This is a genomic window from Halobaculum gomorrense, assembly GCF_900129775.1.
Lineage (GTDB): Archaea > Halobacteriota > Halobacteria > Halobacteriales > Haloferacaceae > Halobaculum > Halobaculum gomorrense.
This window is the reverse complement of the sequence record NZ_FQWV01000006.1, coordinates 60,608-75,453: the sequence shown is the minus strand read 5'-3', so window position 1 is coordinate 75,453 and position 14,846 is coordinate 60,608. Positions and strand designations below refer to the sequence as shown.

At 69.7% G+C, this 14,846-nt stretch carries 21 protein-coding genes; 5 read left to right on the top strand and 16 right to left on the bottom strand.

The annotated features are described in order from the left end of the window. Window positions 1-40: 40 nt before the first annotated feature. From ndk to BUE16_RS11435, 5 genes are all read right to left on the bottom strand, one after another. Entirely contained in the window at window positions 41-517 is a 477-nt protein-coding gene (ndk, locus tag BUE16_RS11455; RefSeq protein ID WP_073309793.1) for a nucleoside-diphosphate kinase, read from the bottom strand. After that, a complete protein-coding gene (locus BUE16_RS11450) occupies window positions 514-690 on the bottom strand; it encodes a 50S ribosomal protein L24e (RefSeq protein WP_073309791.1) in 177 nt (58 codons plus the stop codon). Before BUE16_RS11450 ends, ndk begins: the two co-directional genes overlap by 4 nt. A 4-nt stretch (window positions 691-694) precedes the next feature. Next, window positions 695-919: a 30S ribosomal protein S28e gene (locus BUE16_RS11445; protein WP_073309789.1), complete on the bottom strand. Its 225-nt coding sequence runs from the start codon at window positions 917-919 to the stop codon at window positions 695-697. A 6-nt stretch (window positions 920-925) separates the two neighbouring features. Continuing rightward, entirely contained in the window at window positions 926-1,288 is a 363-nt protein-coding gene (rpl7ae, locus tag BUE16_RS11440; protein ID WP_073309787.1) for a 50S ribosomal protein L7Ae, read from the bottom strand. A 227-nt stretch (window positions 1,289-1,515) separates the two neighbouring features. Further along, window positions 1,516-2,190 (bottom strand): cyclase family protein, encoded by a 675-nt coding sequence (locus BUE16_RS11435; protein ID WP_073309785.1) that lies wholly within the window; start codon window positions 2,188-2,190, stop codon window positions 1,516-1,518. An 86-nt stretch (window positions 2,191-2,276) separates the two neighbouring features. Between BUE16_RS11435 and BUE16_RS16990 the strand changes: the two genes are divergently transcribed. Continuing rightward, window positions 2,277-2,441 (top strand): hypothetical protein, encoded by a 165-nt coding sequence (locus BUE16_RS16990; RefSeq protein WP_200778426.1) that lies wholly within the window; start codon window positions 2,277-2,279, stop codon window positions 2,439-2,441. A 1-nt stretch (window position 2,442) separates the two neighbouring features. On the opposite strand, the gene BUE16_RS11430 is transcribed toward BUE16_RS16990, so the two are convergent. Continuing rightward, window positions 2,443-3,150, bottom strand: a complete 708-nt coding sequence (locus BUE16_RS11430) for a GNAT family N-acetyltransferase (protein ID WP_079991619.1) — start codon at window positions 3,148-3,150, stop codon at window positions 2,443-2,445. Window positions 3,151-3,323: 173 nt separating this feature from the next. Continuing rightward, window positions 3,324-3,653 (bottom strand): 4Fe-4S dicluster domain-containing protein, encoded by a 330-nt coding sequence (locus BUE16_RS11425; RefSeq protein ID WP_073309781.1) that lies wholly within the window; start codon window positions 3,651-3,653, stop codon window positions 3,324-3,326. Window positions 3,654-3,753: 100 nt separating this feature from the next. Here BUE16_RS11425 and tmcA point away from each other — a divergent pair, with 100 nt between their 5' ends. Beyond that, window positions 3,754-6,114 carry a tRNA(Met) cytidine acetyltransferase TmcA gene (gene tmcA, locus BUE16_RS11420; protein ID WP_073309779.1) on the top strand — a complete coding sequence of 787 codons (2,361 nt, stop codon included), beginning with the start codon at window positions 3,754-3,756 and terminating at the stop codon, window positions 6,112-6,114. Window positions 6,115-6,189: 75 nt separating this feature from the next. Continuing rightward, window positions 6,190-6,681: a DUF456 domain-containing protein gene (locus BUE16_RS11415; protein ID WP_073309777.1), complete on the top strand. Its 492-nt coding sequence runs from the start codon at window positions 6,190-6,192 to the stop codon at window positions 6,679-6,681. A gap of 37 nt (window positions 6,682-6,718) precedes the next feature. Here the strand turns inward: BUE16_RS11415 and BUE16_RS11410 are convergent, their stop codons facing one another. From BUE16_RS11410 to BUE16_RS11375, 8 genes are all read right to left on the bottom strand, one after another. Continuing rightward, complete coding sequence (locus BUE16_RS11410) at window positions 6,719-7,564, bottom strand: BKACE family enzyme (protein WP_073309775.1); 846 nt, start codon at window positions 7,562-7,564, stop codon at window positions 6,719-6,721. Further along, complete coding sequence (locus tag BUE16_RS11405) at window positions 7,561-7,755, bottom strand: hypothetical protein (RefSeq protein WP_073309773.1); 195 nt, start codon at window positions 7,753-7,755, stop codon at window positions 7,561-7,563. The genes BUE16_RS11410 and BUE16_RS11405 overlap by 4 nt, the downstream gene beginning before the upstream one ends. A gap of 98 nt (window positions 7,756-7,853) precedes the next feature. Next, window positions 7,854-8,255: a hotdog domain-containing protein gene (locus BUE16_RS11400; RefSeq protein WP_073309771.1), complete on the bottom strand. Its 402-nt coding sequence runs from the start codon at window positions 8,253-8,255 to the stop codon at window positions 7,854-7,856. A 109-nt stretch (window positions 8,256-8,364) separates the two neighbouring features. Beyond that, a complete protein-coding gene (locus tag BUE16_RS11395) occupies window positions 8,365-9,420 on the bottom strand; it encodes an amidohydrolase family protein (RefSeq protein ID WP_073309769.1) in 1,056 nt (351 codons plus the stop codon). Next, window positions 9,417-10,664: an HD domain-containing protein gene (locus BUE16_RS11390; protein WP_073309767.1), complete on the bottom strand. Its 1,248-nt coding sequence runs from the start codon at window positions 10,662-10,664 to the stop codon at window positions 9,417-9,419. Before BUE16_RS11390 ends, BUE16_RS11395 begins: the two co-directional genes overlap by 4 nt. A gap of 100 nt (window positions 10,665-10,764) precedes the next feature. Further along, window positions 10,765-11,940 (bottom strand): HD domain-containing protein, encoded by a 1,176-nt coding sequence (locus BUE16_RS11385; RefSeq protein WP_073309765.1) that lies wholly within the window; start codon window positions 11,938-11,940, stop codon window positions 10,765-10,767. A gap of 77 nt (window positions 11,941-12,017) precedes the next feature. After that, window positions 12,018-12,467, bottom strand: coding sequence for an Lrp/AsnC family transcriptional regulator (locus BUE16_RS11380; RefSeq protein ID WP_073309763.1), 450 nt, complete (start codon window positions 12,465-12,467; stop codon window positions 12,018-12,020). Between the two features lie 68 nt (window positions 12,468-12,535). After that, window positions 12,536-13,354 (bottom strand): inositol monophosphatase family protein, encoded by an 819-nt coding sequence (locus tag BUE16_RS11375; protein WP_073309761.1) that lies wholly within the window; start codon window positions 13,352-13,354, stop codon window positions 12,536-12,538. 180 nt (window positions 13,355-13,534) lie between these two features. Here BUE16_RS11375 and BUE16_RS11370 point away from each other — a divergent pair, with 180 nt between their 5' ends. Both BUE16_RS11370 and BUE16_RS11365 read left to right on the top strand, forming a co-directional pair. Next, window positions 13,535-13,849 (top strand): hypothetical protein, encoded by a 315-nt coding sequence (locus tag BUE16_RS11370; RefSeq protein ID WP_079991618.1) that lies wholly within the window; start codon window positions 13,535-13,537, stop codon window positions 13,847-13,849. A 127-nt stretch (window positions 13,850-13,976) separates the two neighbouring features. Beyond that, window positions 13,977-14,228 (top strand): hypothetical protein, encoded by a 252-nt coding sequence (locus tag BUE16_RS11365; RefSeq protein WP_073309759.1) that lies wholly within the window; start codon window positions 13,977-13,979, stop codon window positions 14,226-14,228. Window positions 14,229-14,339: 111 nt separating this feature from the next. Here the strand turns inward: BUE16_RS11365 and BUE16_RS16985 are convergent, their stop codons facing one another. After that, on the bottom strand, window positions 14,340-14,513 hold the full coding sequence (locus BUE16_RS16985; RefSeq protein ID WP_200778425.1) for a hypothetical protein: 174 nt from the start codon (window positions 14,511-14,513) through the stop codon (window positions 14,340-14,342). Between the last annotated feature and the right edge of the window lie 333 nt (window positions 14,514-14,846).

Genomic DNA, 14,846 nt, shown 5'->3' with positions numbered 1-14,846 from the left:
AAAGAATCGACTCGCAGAAGACGAAGACGACGGGTCGCGCTCAGTTGGCGTCCTCGTACACCCACTCGGCGGTGTCGAGGTCCCAGTCGACGAGCTCCTCGTCGTCGAAGAACAGCGCGATCTCTCGCTCGTTGGCGCCCTCGTCCTCGTGGTCGGAGCCGTGGATGACGTTGTGGCCGAGGTCGAGCCCGAAGTCGCCGCGGATCGTGCCCGGGGCGGAGTCGGCGGGGTCGGTCTCGCCCATCATCTTCCGAACCTGGCGGGTGGCGTCCGCGCCCTCCCAGACCATCGCGAAGACCGGTCCGGAGGTGATGAACTCGACAAGCCCCTCGAAGAAGGGCTTGCCCTCGTGCTCGCCGTAGTGCTCGTGGGCCAGCTCCTCGTCGATCTGCATGAACTTCGCGCCGACGAGCTTCAGGCCGCGCTGCTCGAACCGGGAGACGACATCCCCGATGAGGCCGCGCTGGACGCCGTCGGGCTTGACCATCACGAACGTGCGCTCGTCTCGGTCGCTCATTCCTGGCCCTCCGCCGTCCACTCGAGGTCGCGGGCCTCGCGACCCAGGTCCGCGTTCTTTTCGCACTTCGCCGAACAGAAGTGCGTGACGCTGCCGTCGACGCCCACGAACATCGTGCCCGTACCGGGCTCGATGTCGGCGCCGCAGTAGTCGCAGTCTCGTTGCTGGGGCATTGGCTTACTGACCTCCGATGGAGTCGGCGTCGCGCTGAGTCTCGCGCAGCTGGAGGATGTCCCCCATCCGAACGGGACCCAGGACGTTCCGCGTGATGATGCGGCCCTGGTTTTCGCCCTCCTGGATGCGGCACTTGACCTGCATGGCCTCGCCGTGCATCCCGGTCTTGCCGACGATCTCGACGACCTCGGCAGACGTGGAGCCGCTCTCTTGCTCTTCAGCGGACATGGTGGGTTACCGCAGTTCCTCGACCTTACCCGCGATGTCCTCGACGTCCTCCTCGGCGTCGCCGGCTTCGGTGACGGCGGCGGCCGCGGAGCCGACTTCGAGGCCGGCGGCGTGGCCGACATCGTCCTGCGTCTCGATGAAGACGTAGGCGATGCCCTTCTCCTCGCAGAGTTCGGGGAGGTGCATGACGATCTCTTCGGGCTCGACGTCCTCGGCGATGTACACGAGCTTGGCGTTGCCGCGCTCGACCGCCTTGGTCGTCTCGTTGGTTCCTTTCTTCACGATGCCGGTGTCGCGGGCGACCTCGAGCGCGTCGAGGCTTCGCTCCGCGAGATCCGCAGGGGTCTCGTAGTCGACGTAGACTGACATTGTTGTGTGGCTTCCCGCTCGGTGGCTCGACACCTCCGCCGGTCATAAGTCCCTGACGACGGAGCGGGTCACGACCCCGAGCAGGTCGTACTGACTGTGTACTCGGGACGGCTGTATAAACGTGTTCAATGCTTCGCGCCCGTGTGAGGGCCAACCACGACACCTCCCTGCATGTGCGATCGGGGGACAGCGGCGGCCTCGATGTCCGCTCGATGCCCCCGAGCCGGTTACTCGGCGACCGCCCGCACGGGCGCGCCGTCGCCGTCGACGCGGAGCGGATACGCGCGGAGCGTGAACCGTTCGGGGAGGTCCCCAGAGAGGTCCAGATTCTCGACGATGAACGCCCCGGCCCCGAGGAGTTCGTGATGCGCGGGCGTCCCCTCGGGCTCGTCGTCTTCCGCCCGCTCCGTCGGCGTCGGGTCGGGGTTGATTGTGTCGAGTCCGACGGCGCAGTCGAGGTCGGCGACGTGGCGCGCGGCCTCGGGCGTGAGGTATGGGTGATCGAAGTAGCGTTCGTCGCCCCAGTGGTCACCCCATCCGGTTCGAAAGACGAGCATGTCCGCGTCCGGGGCGTCGTCCGGGAGCATCCTCGGTTCGATGGCCTCTCGCGTGTCGAGCCCGCGACCCTGATCTCGGTCGCGGTCGGTGGTTCCGTCCGTGAAGTCGACGAGCCGCGCGTCGAAGCGGAAGGCCGCGATCTCGTACTCGTCGAGCGTCGCCCCCTCGGGCTCCATGTGCGCCGGCGCGTCGATGTGCGTCCCGACGTGTGTCGTGAACGAGAGATGCGTGACGCGGTAGCCGTCGGACGCCATCGTCGCGCTCGCCTCGGCGGAGACGCCCGGATCACCCGGATACACCGGCATCCCGGGCTCGATTCGGCGCGAAAGGTCTACGGGCTCCATGCTGGAAGGCCGGGGGCCGAGTCCCTGAACGTGGCGAACTCGATCGCCGGTAGAGTAAATCCGTAGGAGGACCGATCCGGATCGAGATGGGCGAGTGCGCCGAGGACGACTGTGAGAGCGCGTCAGCGGTTCGCCTCCACGTGCCGTGGGCCGCAGACCGCGAGGTGTGCGTCGCTCACGCGCGGACGCTCGTCCAGCGCGACGGCGTCGTCGCGGAGCCGTTACCCGAGCACGAGGCCGAGTGGCCCTGATTCAGACGAGCGCCTTGGCCATCAGCAGTTCGTCCACGTACTCCCCGTCGATCTTGTAGTGGTCCTCGCGGACGGCCTCCTGCTCCCAGCCGTGTGCCACGAGGAACTCGGCGGCGTCCCCGTTTGTCGCGGGCACACTGTTGTACAGTTTCTCGAAGCCGTTGTCCGCCGCCCACGACTCGCCGCGCTCCAACAGCGTCGACCCGATCCCCTTGCCCCGGTACTCCGGGAGCAGCCCGACGGTCAAGACCGCCGTGTGGCTCAGCTTCTCCGCCTCCGGGAGGTCGAGGTGAACCCACCCGATGACTTCCTCCTCGACGGTCGCGACGAAGAACAGCCGCGACTGGAGTTCGTTGTGTCGCAAGACGACCTGGTCGTGCTCGATGATGTCCGCGACCGTCTCCGCCTCGATGTACACTCCCTCGCCCGCAACCTCACGGATCGCTCCGACCAGTCCGCCGAGGTCTCGCTGGGCGGCCATGCGAACGGTGTACTGGAACCCGTTCGCCCGGTGGTCGCTCGCGTCGGCCTCCTCGTAGGCGACGCTCAAGCGGTCCTCCTCCCAGGTGAGGTATCCGTCCCGGACCAGCACCGTCGCGTGGTGCCCCGCTCCAGGTGGCCGTCCTCGTCGAACGAGACCTTCCCCTCGCGGAAGTCGGGAACCCCCTTCGTCAGTACAATCGTGTTCATTGGTACCACTCACCGACATAATGTCATCCGTACGGGATATAACGTTTCCTCCCGCCGACGGCCCGGATCGGGTGGTCGCTGGAGGGTTCAGGCAGCCGCGGCGCTCACCGTGGTCCGGTGTCGTCCGGACCCGTCGTCGTCGTCAGTCGGACCGGACACCTCGCTCGATCCCGGTCGTACAGGCGCTCAGGCTCAGAGGCGACCCGCCCGGCCGGCGTCCACGTCGATAGCGTCCACGGGACAGACGTCGACGCAGATCATACAGTCGATGCACTGGTCCTCGTTGGCCGGATCGGCTTTAAGTTCGCTCTCCGGGTGACCGGGGGCGTCGACCCACTCGAACACGTCGACCGGACAGTCCTCCAGACACGCGCCGTCGGCCAGACAGATGTCGAAGTCGACGGCAACGTGCGTGCCGTGGATGCCCAGTTTCTCGGGCTCCTCGACTGGTCCCCACACCGCGTGGCCCTCGTGGTCGTCGACCTGCTCGCGGTTCTCCTCGAAGCTCGGATCAATGGGCATTGCTACCGATTGACATTATTGCATGAGAACTTAAACGTGGGTGTCGGCACCGACGCCGCCGACGGAAAGACCCAATCCCGGCCGCCGGAAATCGGGGGGTATGAACCTCGCGGCCCTCGCAGCGCGCCTCCGCGCGGAGGCGAACCGGACGAACCAGCGACGTCTGCTCGTGCTCCACGGCGAGCGCGTCGACTGCCTTGACGCCGCCTTCACCGCTATCGAAGCCGCCGGGATCGCCGACGACGAGACGACGCTGCTGTCGACGCGCGAGGGGTTCCGGTTCGAGCGCCACCGTCCCAAACACGCCTCGCGACTGCTCGGGACGACCTGTGAGGCCGTGATCCTCGACGCGTTCGCGGAGTTCTCGCCCAACGCCGTCGGCCAGTCCGTCGGCGCCGTCGACGGCGGCGGTTTGTACGTCCTGCTCGCGCCGCCGCTCGACGAGTGGCCGGACCGCCGTGACGGCTTCGACGAGTCGCTCGCGGTGCCGCCGTTCGGCCTCGACGACGTGTCGGGACGCTTCCGGACTCGACTCGTCGACACGCTCCGAACCCACCCGGGCGTCGCGATCGTTGCGGTCAGCCCCGACAACGATGACGACGACACCAGCCGCAGCGACGGCGACACCAGCCGCAGCGACGGCGACGCCGACGCGGCCCCGGAGGACGACACCACCGACGAGATCGAACGCCACGGGCTGACCGGCGACGAGGCGCCGCCGCCAGAGCCGGAACCGACAACGCCCACGAGCCCCGGGTTCCCCGCCGCCGCCTACGAGTCGTGTCTCACTCGCGACCAGTCGCGCGCGCTCTCGTCGCTGGAGCGGCTTCGCACGCCGGGCTCGGCCGTTGTCGTCGAGGCGGACCGCGGACGAGGGAAGTCGAGCGCTGCCGGCCTCGCCGCGGCGTCGTTCGCGGCCGCCGGCCGCGACGTACTCGTCACTGCCCCATCGTTCGCCGGCGCGAGCGCGCTGTTCGAGCGTGCCCGCGCCCTGCTCGCGAAGGTCGACGTGCCGCTGACGGTCGACGAGGAACGACGGATCGAGGTCGGGTCGTCGGAGATCGGATCGTCCGAGGACACGACCGGCCGAGGGCGGATCCGCTATCTCCCGCCGGCGGAGGCGGCCGACGCCGCCGGCGACGTGGACGTCGCGATCGCTGACGAGGCCGCCGCACTTCCGGTGCGCCTGCTCGCGGATCTGCTCGACGCCCCGGCGGCGGCGTTCGTCACGACCGTCCACGGCTACGAGGGCGCCGGGCGCGGGTTCTCCGTTCGCTTCCGCGACCGTCTCCACGAGTCGGACCGGCGCGTGACCGACGTGCGGATGGACGACCCGATCCGCTACGCCCGCGGCGACCCGGTCGAGGGCTGGGCGTTTCGCGCGCTCATGCTCGACGCCCGCCCGCCAGTCGAGGCAGCGATCGCCGACGCGAACCCCGAGACCGTCGACTACCGCGCCGTCGGCTCGGACGACCTGCTCGCGGACGAGCACCTGCTCTCGGAGGCGTTCGGGCTGCTCGTGCTCGCGCACTACCGAACCGAGCCGGACGACCTCGCTCGCCTGCTCGACGCGCCGAACCTCTCGCTGCGGGCGCTGACACGTGACGGACACGTCGTCTCGGTCGCGCTGCTCGCCCGCGAGGGGGGGCTCGACGCGGCGACTCGGGAGGCGATGTACGACGGGGAGCGCGTCCGGGGCAACATGCTCCCGGACGTGCTGACGAGTCAACTTCGTGACCCCGAGGCGGCCGCGCCGACGGGGCTGCGGGTCATGCGCATCGCGACTCACCACGCCGTGCGGCGTCGCGGGCTCGGCTCGAAGCTGCTCGGCGAGATCGCCGAGGAGGTCGACAACGACGTGGACTACCTCGGCACCGGGTTCGGCGCGACGCCCGAACTGCTCGACTTCTGGCGGGAGAGCTGCTACCGGACGGTTCACCTCGCAACCACGCGAAACGCCGCCAGCGGCGAGCACTCGGCGCTCATGGTGAATCCGACGAGCGACGACGGACGGGCGCTCGCGCGTCGACACGCCCGTTGGTTCCGCGAGCGTATCGGTGCCGTCCTCTCGGATGCGCTGCGGGATCTCGACCCGGACGTCGTCCGCGCCGCGCTGTCCGCCTGCGCGGCGGGCGGCGACGCGGTCGTGGACATCTCCGAGTACGAGTGGCGCCTGACTGTCGCCGCGGCGTACGGGCCCGGCCTCGCGGACGCGGCGCCGCGGCCGTTCCGACGGCTCGCGCTCGCACACCTGATCGATCGCGAGGCGGATCTCGGCGCCCGCGAGGAGCGCCTGCTGGTCCGGAAGGTGCTGCAGGCGCGCCAGTGGGAGCGCGTCGCCGACGAACTCGGCTACGTCTCGACCGCCGAGTGCATGCGGAGCCTCGGCCGGGCGCTCCAGCCCCTGGTGGACCGCTACGGCGACGAAGCGGCGTTCGCCGAGCGAGACCGGTACAAGTAGTGCGACCGGTACGACCAGCGCAGGGCGGTCGAGGGCTTGCGGGAACTTATCCCCGCCGACCGCCAGTCATGATCCATGGTCGACCTCGTCACGCTCGTCGCCGTCGCGCTGCTCGTCGCCGGCGTCGCCGGGAGCGTCGTGCCGCTGGTGCCGGCGGGGCCGCTCTCGGTCGCCGGGGTCCTCGTCTACTACTTCCTCGCGCCGGCGTCGGCGCCCTCGGTGGGGCTCGGCTGGGTCATCGTGTTCGCGCTCGTCGGGCTGGTCGCGTTCGCCGTCGAGCACCTCGGCGGCGCGCTCGCCTCGAAGGCCGGGGGAGCCGAGACGACGACGATGGTGCTCGCGGGCGTCGCATCGCTCGCGCTGTTGTTCGTGCTCGGTCCGCTCGGCATCGTCGTCGGCACCGCCGTCGCCGTGTTGGGCGCCGAACTGTACGCCGGCAAGGAGCCGGCGGCAGCCGTCCGAGCCGCCGGCTACACGGTCGCCGGCTTGCTCGCCTCGTCGGTCGCCCAACTCGTGTTGACGCTGTCGATCCTCGTCGGGTTCGTCGCGGTCGTGTTTGTCATCTGATCTGTCATTCCCTTACGTCTCGCCCCTCCCTTCCCAGTCAGCGTCGCGACTCGACGCCGAGCATGTCGCGCGCTTGTGCCGGCGACGCGATTGGGCGACCGAGTTCGTTGGCGATCCGGACCGCCCGCGCGACGAGCGCCTCGTTGGTCGCCAGCTCGCCTTTTCGAAGGTAGCTGTTGTCCTCGAGTCCGACACGGACGTGTCCGCCGAGGATCAGCGACTGCGTCGTGAGCGGGAGCTGATGCGGCCCGAACCCGATGACGTTGAACTCCCCGCTCGCCGGAAGCTGGTCGACCATCCGCTGGAGGTTCGCGGGCGAGGGCGGCGCGAGCGTCCCCGGCCCGAAGATGAGGTTCAGGTACGGCGGCTCGTCGAGGTCGTCGAAGATCCGGAACGCCTCGTTGAGATGGCCGTTGTTGAACACTTCCAGCTCCGGCTTGATCCCCCGTTCGCGCATCTCGGTGTGCAGGCCGTTGATGGTGTCGCGGGTGTTCTCGCTCGTGAGCCGTCGCCCCCGGTTCATCGGCCCCATGTCGAGGCTCGCCATCTCGGGAGCCGGATCCGTCCGCAGCGGCTCCGCGCGCAGGGCGTCGGGCGCGGCGGTGCCGCCCGTCGAGTGTTGGACGATCACGTCCTCGGTCGCGTCGCGGACGGCGTCGGTGACTTCCTGAAATCGCTCGGTGGAGAACGCGCGCTCGCCGTTGTCGCGGCGGGCGTGCAGGTGGACGACCGCCGCGCCGGCCTCCTCGACCGCCGCGGCCGCCTCGGCGATCTCTGTCGGAGTCTCCGGGAGGTCTGGGTGCGCCTCCTTCCCCTGAATGCCGCCCGTGAGCGCCGCCGTGATCACGACCGGTTTGCCGTCGAGGTACTCCTCGTAGGTCATTCGTCCCAGTCCAGTCCCGCGTGCTCGCGGAAGATCTCGCAGTCGGATTCCGGGTCCAGTCCGTAGCGCTCGTTGCAGATGTCGGCGTGCACCGGCTGGACGAACTCGTCGGCGACCGTACAGAAGGCGCGGGCGGTGTCGAACGCCCGATCGCCGTCCGACTCGCGGTACTCGAGGTGTGGACAGGCCATACGCGATGCACGGCGCCCGGTGTCATCAAAGCGAGCGTCGGTGACGCCGGCGTAACCGGGCAGCCCCCCACGACTCGAACCGGTATCGGCCCGGTCGCTCAGCCCAACACGACGCCCTCGAATCCGCCGGTGAGCACGACCTCGTCGCCGTCGCAGTGACAGACGACGTCCGCCTCGACGGCCGCGCGGTCCCCGTCACCGTCGCCGTCGCGGTCGACGGTCTCGACGGTGACCTCGCAGACGATCCGCTGGCCGGTGTAGACGGGTCGGTGGAAGTCGAACGTCATCGTCCGCGCGAGCACGTCGAGGTCGCCGCCGATCTTCGTCGGCATCGTCGCCGTCAACAGTCCGTGGACGAGCAGATGGCCGTCCTCGTCCGGCATCTCGTGGTGCTCGCCGCGGTCCTCCGAGAGGTCGGCGAACGCCTCCACCTCCTCGACGGTGAACGTTCGCTCGTATCGCAGCGTCGCCCCCGGTGACGGCAGGTCGTCGAGATCCATGCTCGCCGCATCGGCGCCCCAGGGTTTGGGCGTGTCGCTGCGTTCACCGAGTCGCCGCGATCTCCGAGTCGCCCGCGCCTGCCGACGGTGGAGGCTGCGTGCGTCGGCGCTACGGCACGACCGTCTTCACGTCCCCCTCGCCGGCGCGACGCACGACCGCGCGGACGGGGTCGCGGACGCCGGCGAGGTTGTCGGTGTCGCCGTCGAGCACCAGCAGGCGTGCGGGGCGACCCTCCGCCAGCACGCCGCAGTCGAGCCCGGCGACCGCAGCCCCGTTAACGGTCGCCATCCGCAGCACCTCGACGGCCGAGGCGTCGGTGAGCTTCGCCGCGAACGCCATTTCGCGGAACATCGAGGGGCTGTTGAGCATCACGTTGTCCGTCCCGAGCGCGACGGTGGTCCGGTCGAGCAGTTTCCGAAGCGGCGCCACGCCGACGCCGGTGACGAGGTTCGAGCGCGGACAGACGACGACCGGCCACTCGGCGTCCGCGAGTCGGTCGAGGTGGGTCTCCTCGGGGTGAACCATGTGGACGAGATGGTCGGGGTCGAGGTCCATCGCGGCGTCGATGTCCAGCGGGTCCCGCTCGCCGGCGTGGATGCCGAACAGCTTGCCAGCCCGGCGGGTGGCGTTGCGCTCGGCCTCGAAGTCGGCGTCGCGGGCGCCGCTGGCACCGAAGCCGGCGGCGAACGGGTGCTCCATCGCGTCGACCGTCTCGCGGCCGAGCACGACCGACTCGATCGCGAGTTCGTCGACTGCGGCCTCGATTGCCTCGACGCCGTCGACGCCGCCCTCGCGGAACTCCACGTGGGCGGTCGTCCCCGTCGCGTGCATGTACTGCAGCGAGCGGCGCATCGCGGCCACCTTCTCGTCCGTGTCCGTACTCCGCAGAATGCGGTGCTTCAGGCCGTCCGGCGGCGCGACGAGCTCGTCGAGGTCGAGGCCCCGGCCGGCCTCCTTCGCGACCGAGTCGCCGAGGTGCGTGTGGGCGTTGACGAACGCCGGGCAGACGATGTCGTCGCTTGCGACCGACGTTTCCTCGACCGCCGCGATCGTTCCGTCCTCGACGACGAGTCGTCCCTCGACGGCCTCGAAGTCGCGACCGACGAGGATCGTTCCCTCGTAGGTGGCGGTTTCCGCGTCGCCTCCGGCTTCGGCTCCGCTCATTCGCCTGCCCCCGCGGGGTCCGCCCCGAACTCGTCGAGCGTCGCGTGGACGCGCTGGCGCACGTCAGACACCAGTGTCCCATCGATGTCCAATCCGAGCACGTCGACGGCGGCCGTTCCCACCCGGTCGGTCGCGTCGGCGACGGTGTACACGCCCATGCGCCACTGCTGTTTCCGGGCGGTGCGCAGTGCGGTCACGAGCGGGGAGTGGTCGCCCAAGCGTCGGACTTCGGCGCCGACGAGCACCTCTGAGGTCGACTCCGTCATCGACGGTTCGGCCGGCACGTCGAGCACCACGTCCGCGGGCGACACCTCCGCGCGTGCGGCGATATCTGCCTCGAGCTCGCGGATCGCCTCGTGGTCCGCCTCGCGTAGCGATTCCGGCGTGTCGTCGTACTCGGCCCAGACGGCGCGCTTGAACAGGTCGCGCCGATCGTAGCGGTCGGCGAAGGTCTCGGTCTCCGGGGTCATCCGCAGTGCGGCGATCAGGTCGTGGTCGTCCATCCGACGGACGCGCTCGGCGGAGATGTCGGGCGTCGCGAGCAGCCGCTCGGTCGCCCGCCGGAGCATCGCCTTCGAGATGCGCGCGACGGGATGGGCGTACACGGTCGGGGTCATCAGCGCGCGCGCCATCAACAGCGACTCGGCGGTCTGGACGTTCCCCTCGTCGAGCACGAGGTCGCCGTCGGCGAACGTCAGCTCGCGGACGAGGCGCTCGTGGTCGATGGTGCCGTAGGGGACGCCGGTGTGGTGGGCGTCGCGCACCAGGTAGTCCATCCGGTCAACGTCGAGTTCGCCGGAAACAAGCTGGCCGTACTGCCCCTTGCCAGCGATGAGGCCCGCGATCCGCTCGGGGTCGAGGTCGTGGTCGAGGAGGACCTCGCCGACCTCGGTGTCGACGAGCAGGTCCGTCACGTCGTCGTGGTACAGTCCGGTGTGGCGGTGGATCAACTCCTCAACGTTGTGCGAGAACGGCGCGTGGCCGATGTCGTGCAGCAGCGCGGCAGCGCGGACGCGCTCCGCCTCGACGCCCTCGACGCCCAGCGAATCGAGCGCGCGGTCGGCGAGGTGGTAGACGCCCAGCGAGTGCTCGAATCGGGTGTGGTTCGCAGAAGGGTACACCAGCTTCACGGTCCCGAGTTGGGCGACCCGCCGGAGCCGCTGGACCGGCCCCGTATCGAGGAGGTCCTCGGCGACACCGTCCACGGAGATGTGATCGTGGACCGAGTCCTTGATCGTCGTCATTGCGCCGAGGTTCGCCGGCATCGTTCATAAACTGTGGGCGATGACGGACGGCGCCACTGGAGCGGGACTGGCCCGAAGTTTCGACTGGTCGGGGTCGGCGTCAGTCCCGGATCGACCCGGCCCGCACGCCGAGCACGTCCTCGGCAGCGGCGGCGACGGCGTCGGTATGCTCGGCGGGCGCGTACACGCCCATGCGCCAGCCGGCGCGCTGGGCCGCCCGCAGCCCTGAGACCAACTCGGACGCGTCCTCCAGCCGCTGCGGGACCCCGTCGACGACGACGCGGCTGCCGGCCTCGGTGAACGTCGGTCGGCCGGGCACCTCGACGATCACCTCGCGGTCGTCGACGCCGGCGAGGGCAGCGATCTCGCGCTCGGCGTCGCGCTCGCCCTCGTGGTCGAGGTCGACAACGTCAGCCGGCGTCGCCGCCAGGTCCGCCCAGATCGCCCGCTTGTAGAGGTTGCGGTACTCGATGCGCTCCCCGAGGTCGGGAACGTGCTCGCGAAGCGCGACCAGCAGGTCGTGGTCTGCCATCCGGCGGAACCGCTCCACGTCGATGCCGGCGTCTGATTCGAGCAGGCGCTCGGAGGCGCGCTCTAACATCGCGCCGGCGACGCGCGAGACGTGGTGGCGGTAGACGGTCGCGTCCATGAGTGCCCGCGCGAGCAGCAGGGACTCGGCGGTCTGGACGTTCCCTTCCGCGAGCACGAGCGTGCCGTCCTGGTACTGGAGCTCGCGAACGAGCCGCTCGTGGTCGATCGTGCCGTACGGAACGCCGGTGTGGTGGGCGTCGCGCACGAGGTAGTCCATCCGGTCCACATCGAGTTCCCCTGAGACCAGTTGGCCCAACTCCCCTTCCCCCCGAACGATCGCGGCGACGCGGTCGACCGAGAGCCCGTGATCGCGGAGCACGGCGCCGGCATCGGTGTCGCCGAGGAAGTCGCCGAGTTCGTCGTGGTCGACGCCTGTGCGCCGCCGGATCACTTCCTCCGTCTGGTGACCGTACGGCCCGTGTCCGGTGTCGTGGAGCAGCGCGGCCGCCGTGAGGTGTCGTGCGCGATCGCCGTCGACGCCGAGGTACTCCAGCGCTCGCGAGGCGAGGTGGTAGACGCCCAGCGAGTGCTCGAAGCGGGTGTGGGAGGCGGAGGGGTAGACGAGGCGAACGGTGGAGAGCTGCTTGATGTGGCGAAGTCGCTGGAGGGTCCGCGTGTCGAGGAGATCCCCGGCGACGGGGTCGAGGGTGATGTAGTCGTGGACGCTGTCCTTGATCGCCTTCATCATGGATCGATGGCGCGGGTGGCTCGTGTAGTGCTGTCGGTGTGGGTCTGCGGCGGCGCCGGGCGACCCGGACCCGCTCAGATCGGCACGCCGGCCTCTTCGTAGTCGGTCCCGAGGATCACCATCGTCTGCGACCTGTCGAAGCCGTCCATCGTCGCGATCTGGCCGAACATTAGATCGCGCAGGTCGTCGGTCGACTCGGCGTACACGCGCATCATCACGTCGTACTCGCCGGTGGTCAGGTGGACCTCGCGGACGCCCTCGACCGCGCGAAGCGTCTCCAGCGCCTCTTCCTCGTGGCCCTGCTGCACCCGCAGGCCGACGAACGCCGAGACGCCGTAGCCGAGCGCCTTCGGGTCGACCTCCGCGCGGTAGCCTCGCAGCACGCCAGCCTCCTCCATGCGCGAGACGCGGTCGTGGACCGTCGCGCTCGACATGTCGATCCGGCGCGCGACCTCGCTGAACGGCGTCCGCGCGTCCTCCTGTAAGATCCGGAGGATCTCGCGGTCGGTGTCGTCGAGCTCCATAGCGGCTTCTGCCGCCTCGGCACCTTTGCGGTTTGGGTTCCCGTGACGCGCGCCGTCGGACCGACTCCCTACTCCTCGGCGACCGAGCGAACAGCCCGCGCGGCCGCGAGCGCCTCCCCGTGAACGCCGCCGTTCGAGGCGACCAGCCCGCTCGAATCGTGGCTCCAATGGTCGCCGTCGAGGTCGGTCACCGTGCCGCCGGCGACGCGGACCATGTGGACGCCGGCGACGGTGTCCCAGGGGTTGCAGTCGACGTTCGTGATCGTCGCGTCGAGCGCGCCCTCCGCGACCATCGCGAGCGTCACCTGCGCCGAGCCGAACCGGCGCATGTCGCCGAAACGCTCGACGATCTCGGCGCACGCGCGGGCGTACTCGTCGCGGGCGTCGAAGTCCCACCAGACGGTCGGCGTCGCCGCCGCAGTCTCGGGGTCCGCCCGATCGCTGACCGACACCCGCGTTCCGTTCCGGGAGGTCGCCTCCCCGTCAGCGGCGTACACGTCGTCCATCGCGGGCAGGACGGTGGCGGCCGCCACCGGCTCACCGTCGACGACGGCGGCCACGGCCGTCGCGAACGCGCGGATGTCGCGGACGTAGTTGTTCGTCCCGTCGATGGGATCGATCACCCACGCGGCGCCCGACTCCGGCACCGCCTTCAGTTCGTCCTCCTCCTCGCCGACGATCGCGTCGTCGGGGAAGTCCTCGCGGACCCGTTCGATGACGGCGCGCTGGCCCGCCCGGTCGGCCTCCGTCACTACGTCCGTCTTGCCGTCCTTGTGCTCGATGTCGATGCCGTCGCGGAACCAGTCGCCCGCGACGGCCGCGCCCGCCCGCGCGGCCGCCTCGGCGACCGCCGCCCGGTCGGCGCCGTCGCGTTCCTGCGCTGTCATGCGCCACCGCTCGACATCCAGCCCCGAATAGCCGTCGGTTCCTGGCGGCGTTGGCCCGGCGCCGTCGTCCGCGCAGACGGCCCGGCTCCGACACTCGCGCGCGCCACGAGTGCCGCGAGTGCCGCGGGTGCCCGTCGGCTCCCGCGGGAGTTTACTCCCCGGGGCAACAACGCCCCGTCCGTGCCCGACGACGAGGACGACGCCACCGACCCCACCGGCCTTCCGGCGCCAGCGGCGCCCGACGACCACCCCGCAGACGTCGAGTCGGCGCTGACGCACCTGGTCAAATCGGCCCGCGACGCCGTCCGCGAGGGGCGTCCAGACGAGGCCGTCGCCGCCGTCGACACGGCCCGGACGGTCGCCCGGAATAAGCTCCCCGACGGCGCCTGGGCGGAACGGATCGTCCACGGCTGTGATCGCGTCGCCGACCTCGCGGCCGACGACCCGCCGGTCGCCATCGAGTACCTCGACGCGATGCGGCGTCGGCTGCCGTAATCGACTACTCGAACTCGAGTAGCTCGATCGCTCGATCCGTCGATATCGGCCTGGAGCGCCCGCGAAGACTGTTTACTCGAATTCGACTCAGGCCGGATTTAAGTCGGAGTGTGTACACCATTCATCCATGCGCCCAGGCGAGGCGGTCAGACAGATCGAGTACGTCATCGACGCGACGACGACCGACGGCGGCCGACGCTGTGCGGCCGGCTACCGCCCGGCGTTCGAACGCGTCCACGCCGCCGGCACCGGCGACGATGTCGCCGACCTCGCGACCGTGCTCGGTGACGAGGTCCGCGACGGCGCGCGCCCGGACCCCGCGGAGGCCGGCCGCGTCGCAGACGAACTGCTCGGCGTCGCGACCGACGGCGGGGAGTAACGACACCCTCCTCGCCGCGACGGCCGTCGATCGGCCGACGAAACTCGATCCATCCGTTCCTCCACCGCGTCCGCCCACCCCGAGCCGTGCGGCAGCCAGGCTCGATCATCGTCACCGTCGCGCCCGAACCGGGTTCTCGGCGCTGATGAACGGCTCGTCTCCGTCCTCGGCGACGAACGACAGACGCTCACCGTTTCGGCTGACTTCCCACTCCGGCAACTTCGGAACCCCGTGATCGGCGGGGTCGCCGTAGCTGCCCGCGATCACCCACGTCCGCGCAAGCATCGTCGAATGTTCCGCTATCGGTCCATCTTCCGGATCGTTGCGACCACTCTCGCCGCTCGATACCGAGCGTTCGTCTCGGCTCGCTTCCCTCGACATAGAATTTAGGCCAACCTAATCGAATAAGTCGGTTTCGAAGTTTAGGAAGGCCAAAATCAACGGGAGATTCGTCGGTCGGTCCGATCGTCATCCCCCATCTCGTCGCTGTCCTCACGAGACCTCTACAGGAGTGGATCTTGAGCCCGCAGCGAACCCTGCGGCTGTTCGATGTTCTGAATGAGTGTTGCGAGCGAAGAGCGCTCCGAGAGCGTCTTCCGCATCACGGGGCGTAACCCC

Excerpts from the sequence above, each read along its gene's own strand:
- ndk (WP_073309793.1), bottom strand. The coding sequence starts at position 517 with ATGAGCGACCGAGACGAGCGCACGTTCGTGATGGTCAAGCCCGACGGC.
- BUE16_RS11450 (WP_073309791.1), bottom strand. The coding sequence starts at position 690 with ATGCCCCAGCAACGAGACTGCGACTACTGCGGCGCCGACATCGAGCCC.
- BUE16_RS11445 (WP_073309789.1), bottom strand. The coding sequence starts at position 919 with ATGTCCGCTGAAGAGCAAGAGAGCGGCTCCACGTCTGCCGAGGTCGTC.
- rpl7ae (WP_073309787.1), bottom strand. The coding sequence starts at position 1,288 with ATGTCAGTCTACGTCGACTACGAGACCCCTGCGGATCTCGCGGAGCGA.
- BUE16_RS11435 (WP_073309785.1), bottom strand. The coding sequence starts at position 2,190 with ATGGAGCCCGTAGACCTTTCGCGCCGAATCGAGCCCGGGATGCCGGTG.
- BUE16_RS16990 (WP_200778426.1), top strand. The coding sequence starts at position 2,277 with ATGGGCGAGTGCGCCGAGGACGACTGTGAGAGCGCGTCAGCGGTTCGC.
- BUE16_RS11430 (WP_079991619.1), bottom strand. The coding sequence starts at position 3,150 with ATGTCGGTGAGTGGTACCAATGAACACGATTGTACTGACGAAGGGGGT.
- BUE16_RS11425 (WP_073309781.1), bottom strand. The coding sequence starts at position 3,653 with ATGCCCATTGATCCGAGCTTCGAGGAGAACCGCGAGCAGGTCGACGAC.
- tmcA (WP_073309779.1), top strand. The coding sequence starts at position 3,754 with ATGAACCTCGCGGCCCTCGCAGCGCGCCTCCGCGCGGAGGCGAACCGG.
- BUE16_RS11415 (WP_073309777.1), top strand. The coding sequence starts at position 6,190 with ATGGTCGACCTCGTCACGCTCGTCGCCGTCGCGCTGCTCGTCGCCGGC.
- BUE16_RS11410 (WP_073309775.1), bottom strand. The coding sequence starts at position 7,564 with ATGACCTACGAGGAGTACCTCGACGGCAAACCGGTCGTGATCACGGCG.
- BUE16_RS11405 (WP_073309773.1), bottom strand. The coding sequence starts at position 7,755 with ATGGCCTGTCCACACCTCGAGTACCGCGAGTCGGACGGCGATCGGGCG.
- BUE16_RS11400 (WP_073309771.1), bottom strand. The coding sequence starts at position 8,255 with ATGGATCTCGACGACCTGCCGTCACCGGGGGCGACGCTGCGATACGAG.
- BUE16_RS11395 (WP_073309769.1), bottom strand. The coding sequence starts at position 9,420 with ATGAGCGGAGCCGAAGCCGGAGGCGACGCGGAAACCGCCACCTACGAG.
- BUE16_RS11390 (WP_073309767.1), bottom strand. The coding sequence starts at position 10,664 with ATGACGACGATCAAGGACTCGGTCCACGATCACATCTCCGTGGACGGT.
- BUE16_RS11385 (WP_073309765.1), bottom strand. The coding sequence starts at position 11,940 with ATGAAGGCGATCAAGGACAGCGTCCACGACTACATCACCCTCGACCCC.
- BUE16_RS11380 (WP_073309763.1), bottom strand. The coding sequence starts at position 12,467 with ATGGAGCTCGACGACACCGACCGCGAGATCCTCCGGATCTTACAGGAG.
- BUE16_RS11375 (WP_073309761.1), bottom strand. The coding sequence starts at position 13,354 with ATGACAGCGCAGGAACGCGACGGCGCCGACCGGGCGGCGGTCGCCGAG.
- BUE16_RS11365 (WP_073309759.1), top strand. The coding sequence starts at position 13,977 with ATGCGCCCAGGCGAGGCGGTCAGACAGATCGAGTACGTCATCGACGCG.
- BUE16_RS16985 (WP_200778425.1), bottom strand. The coding sequence starts at position 14,513 with ATGCTTGCGCGGACGTGGGTGATCGCGGGCAGCTACGGCGACCCCGCC.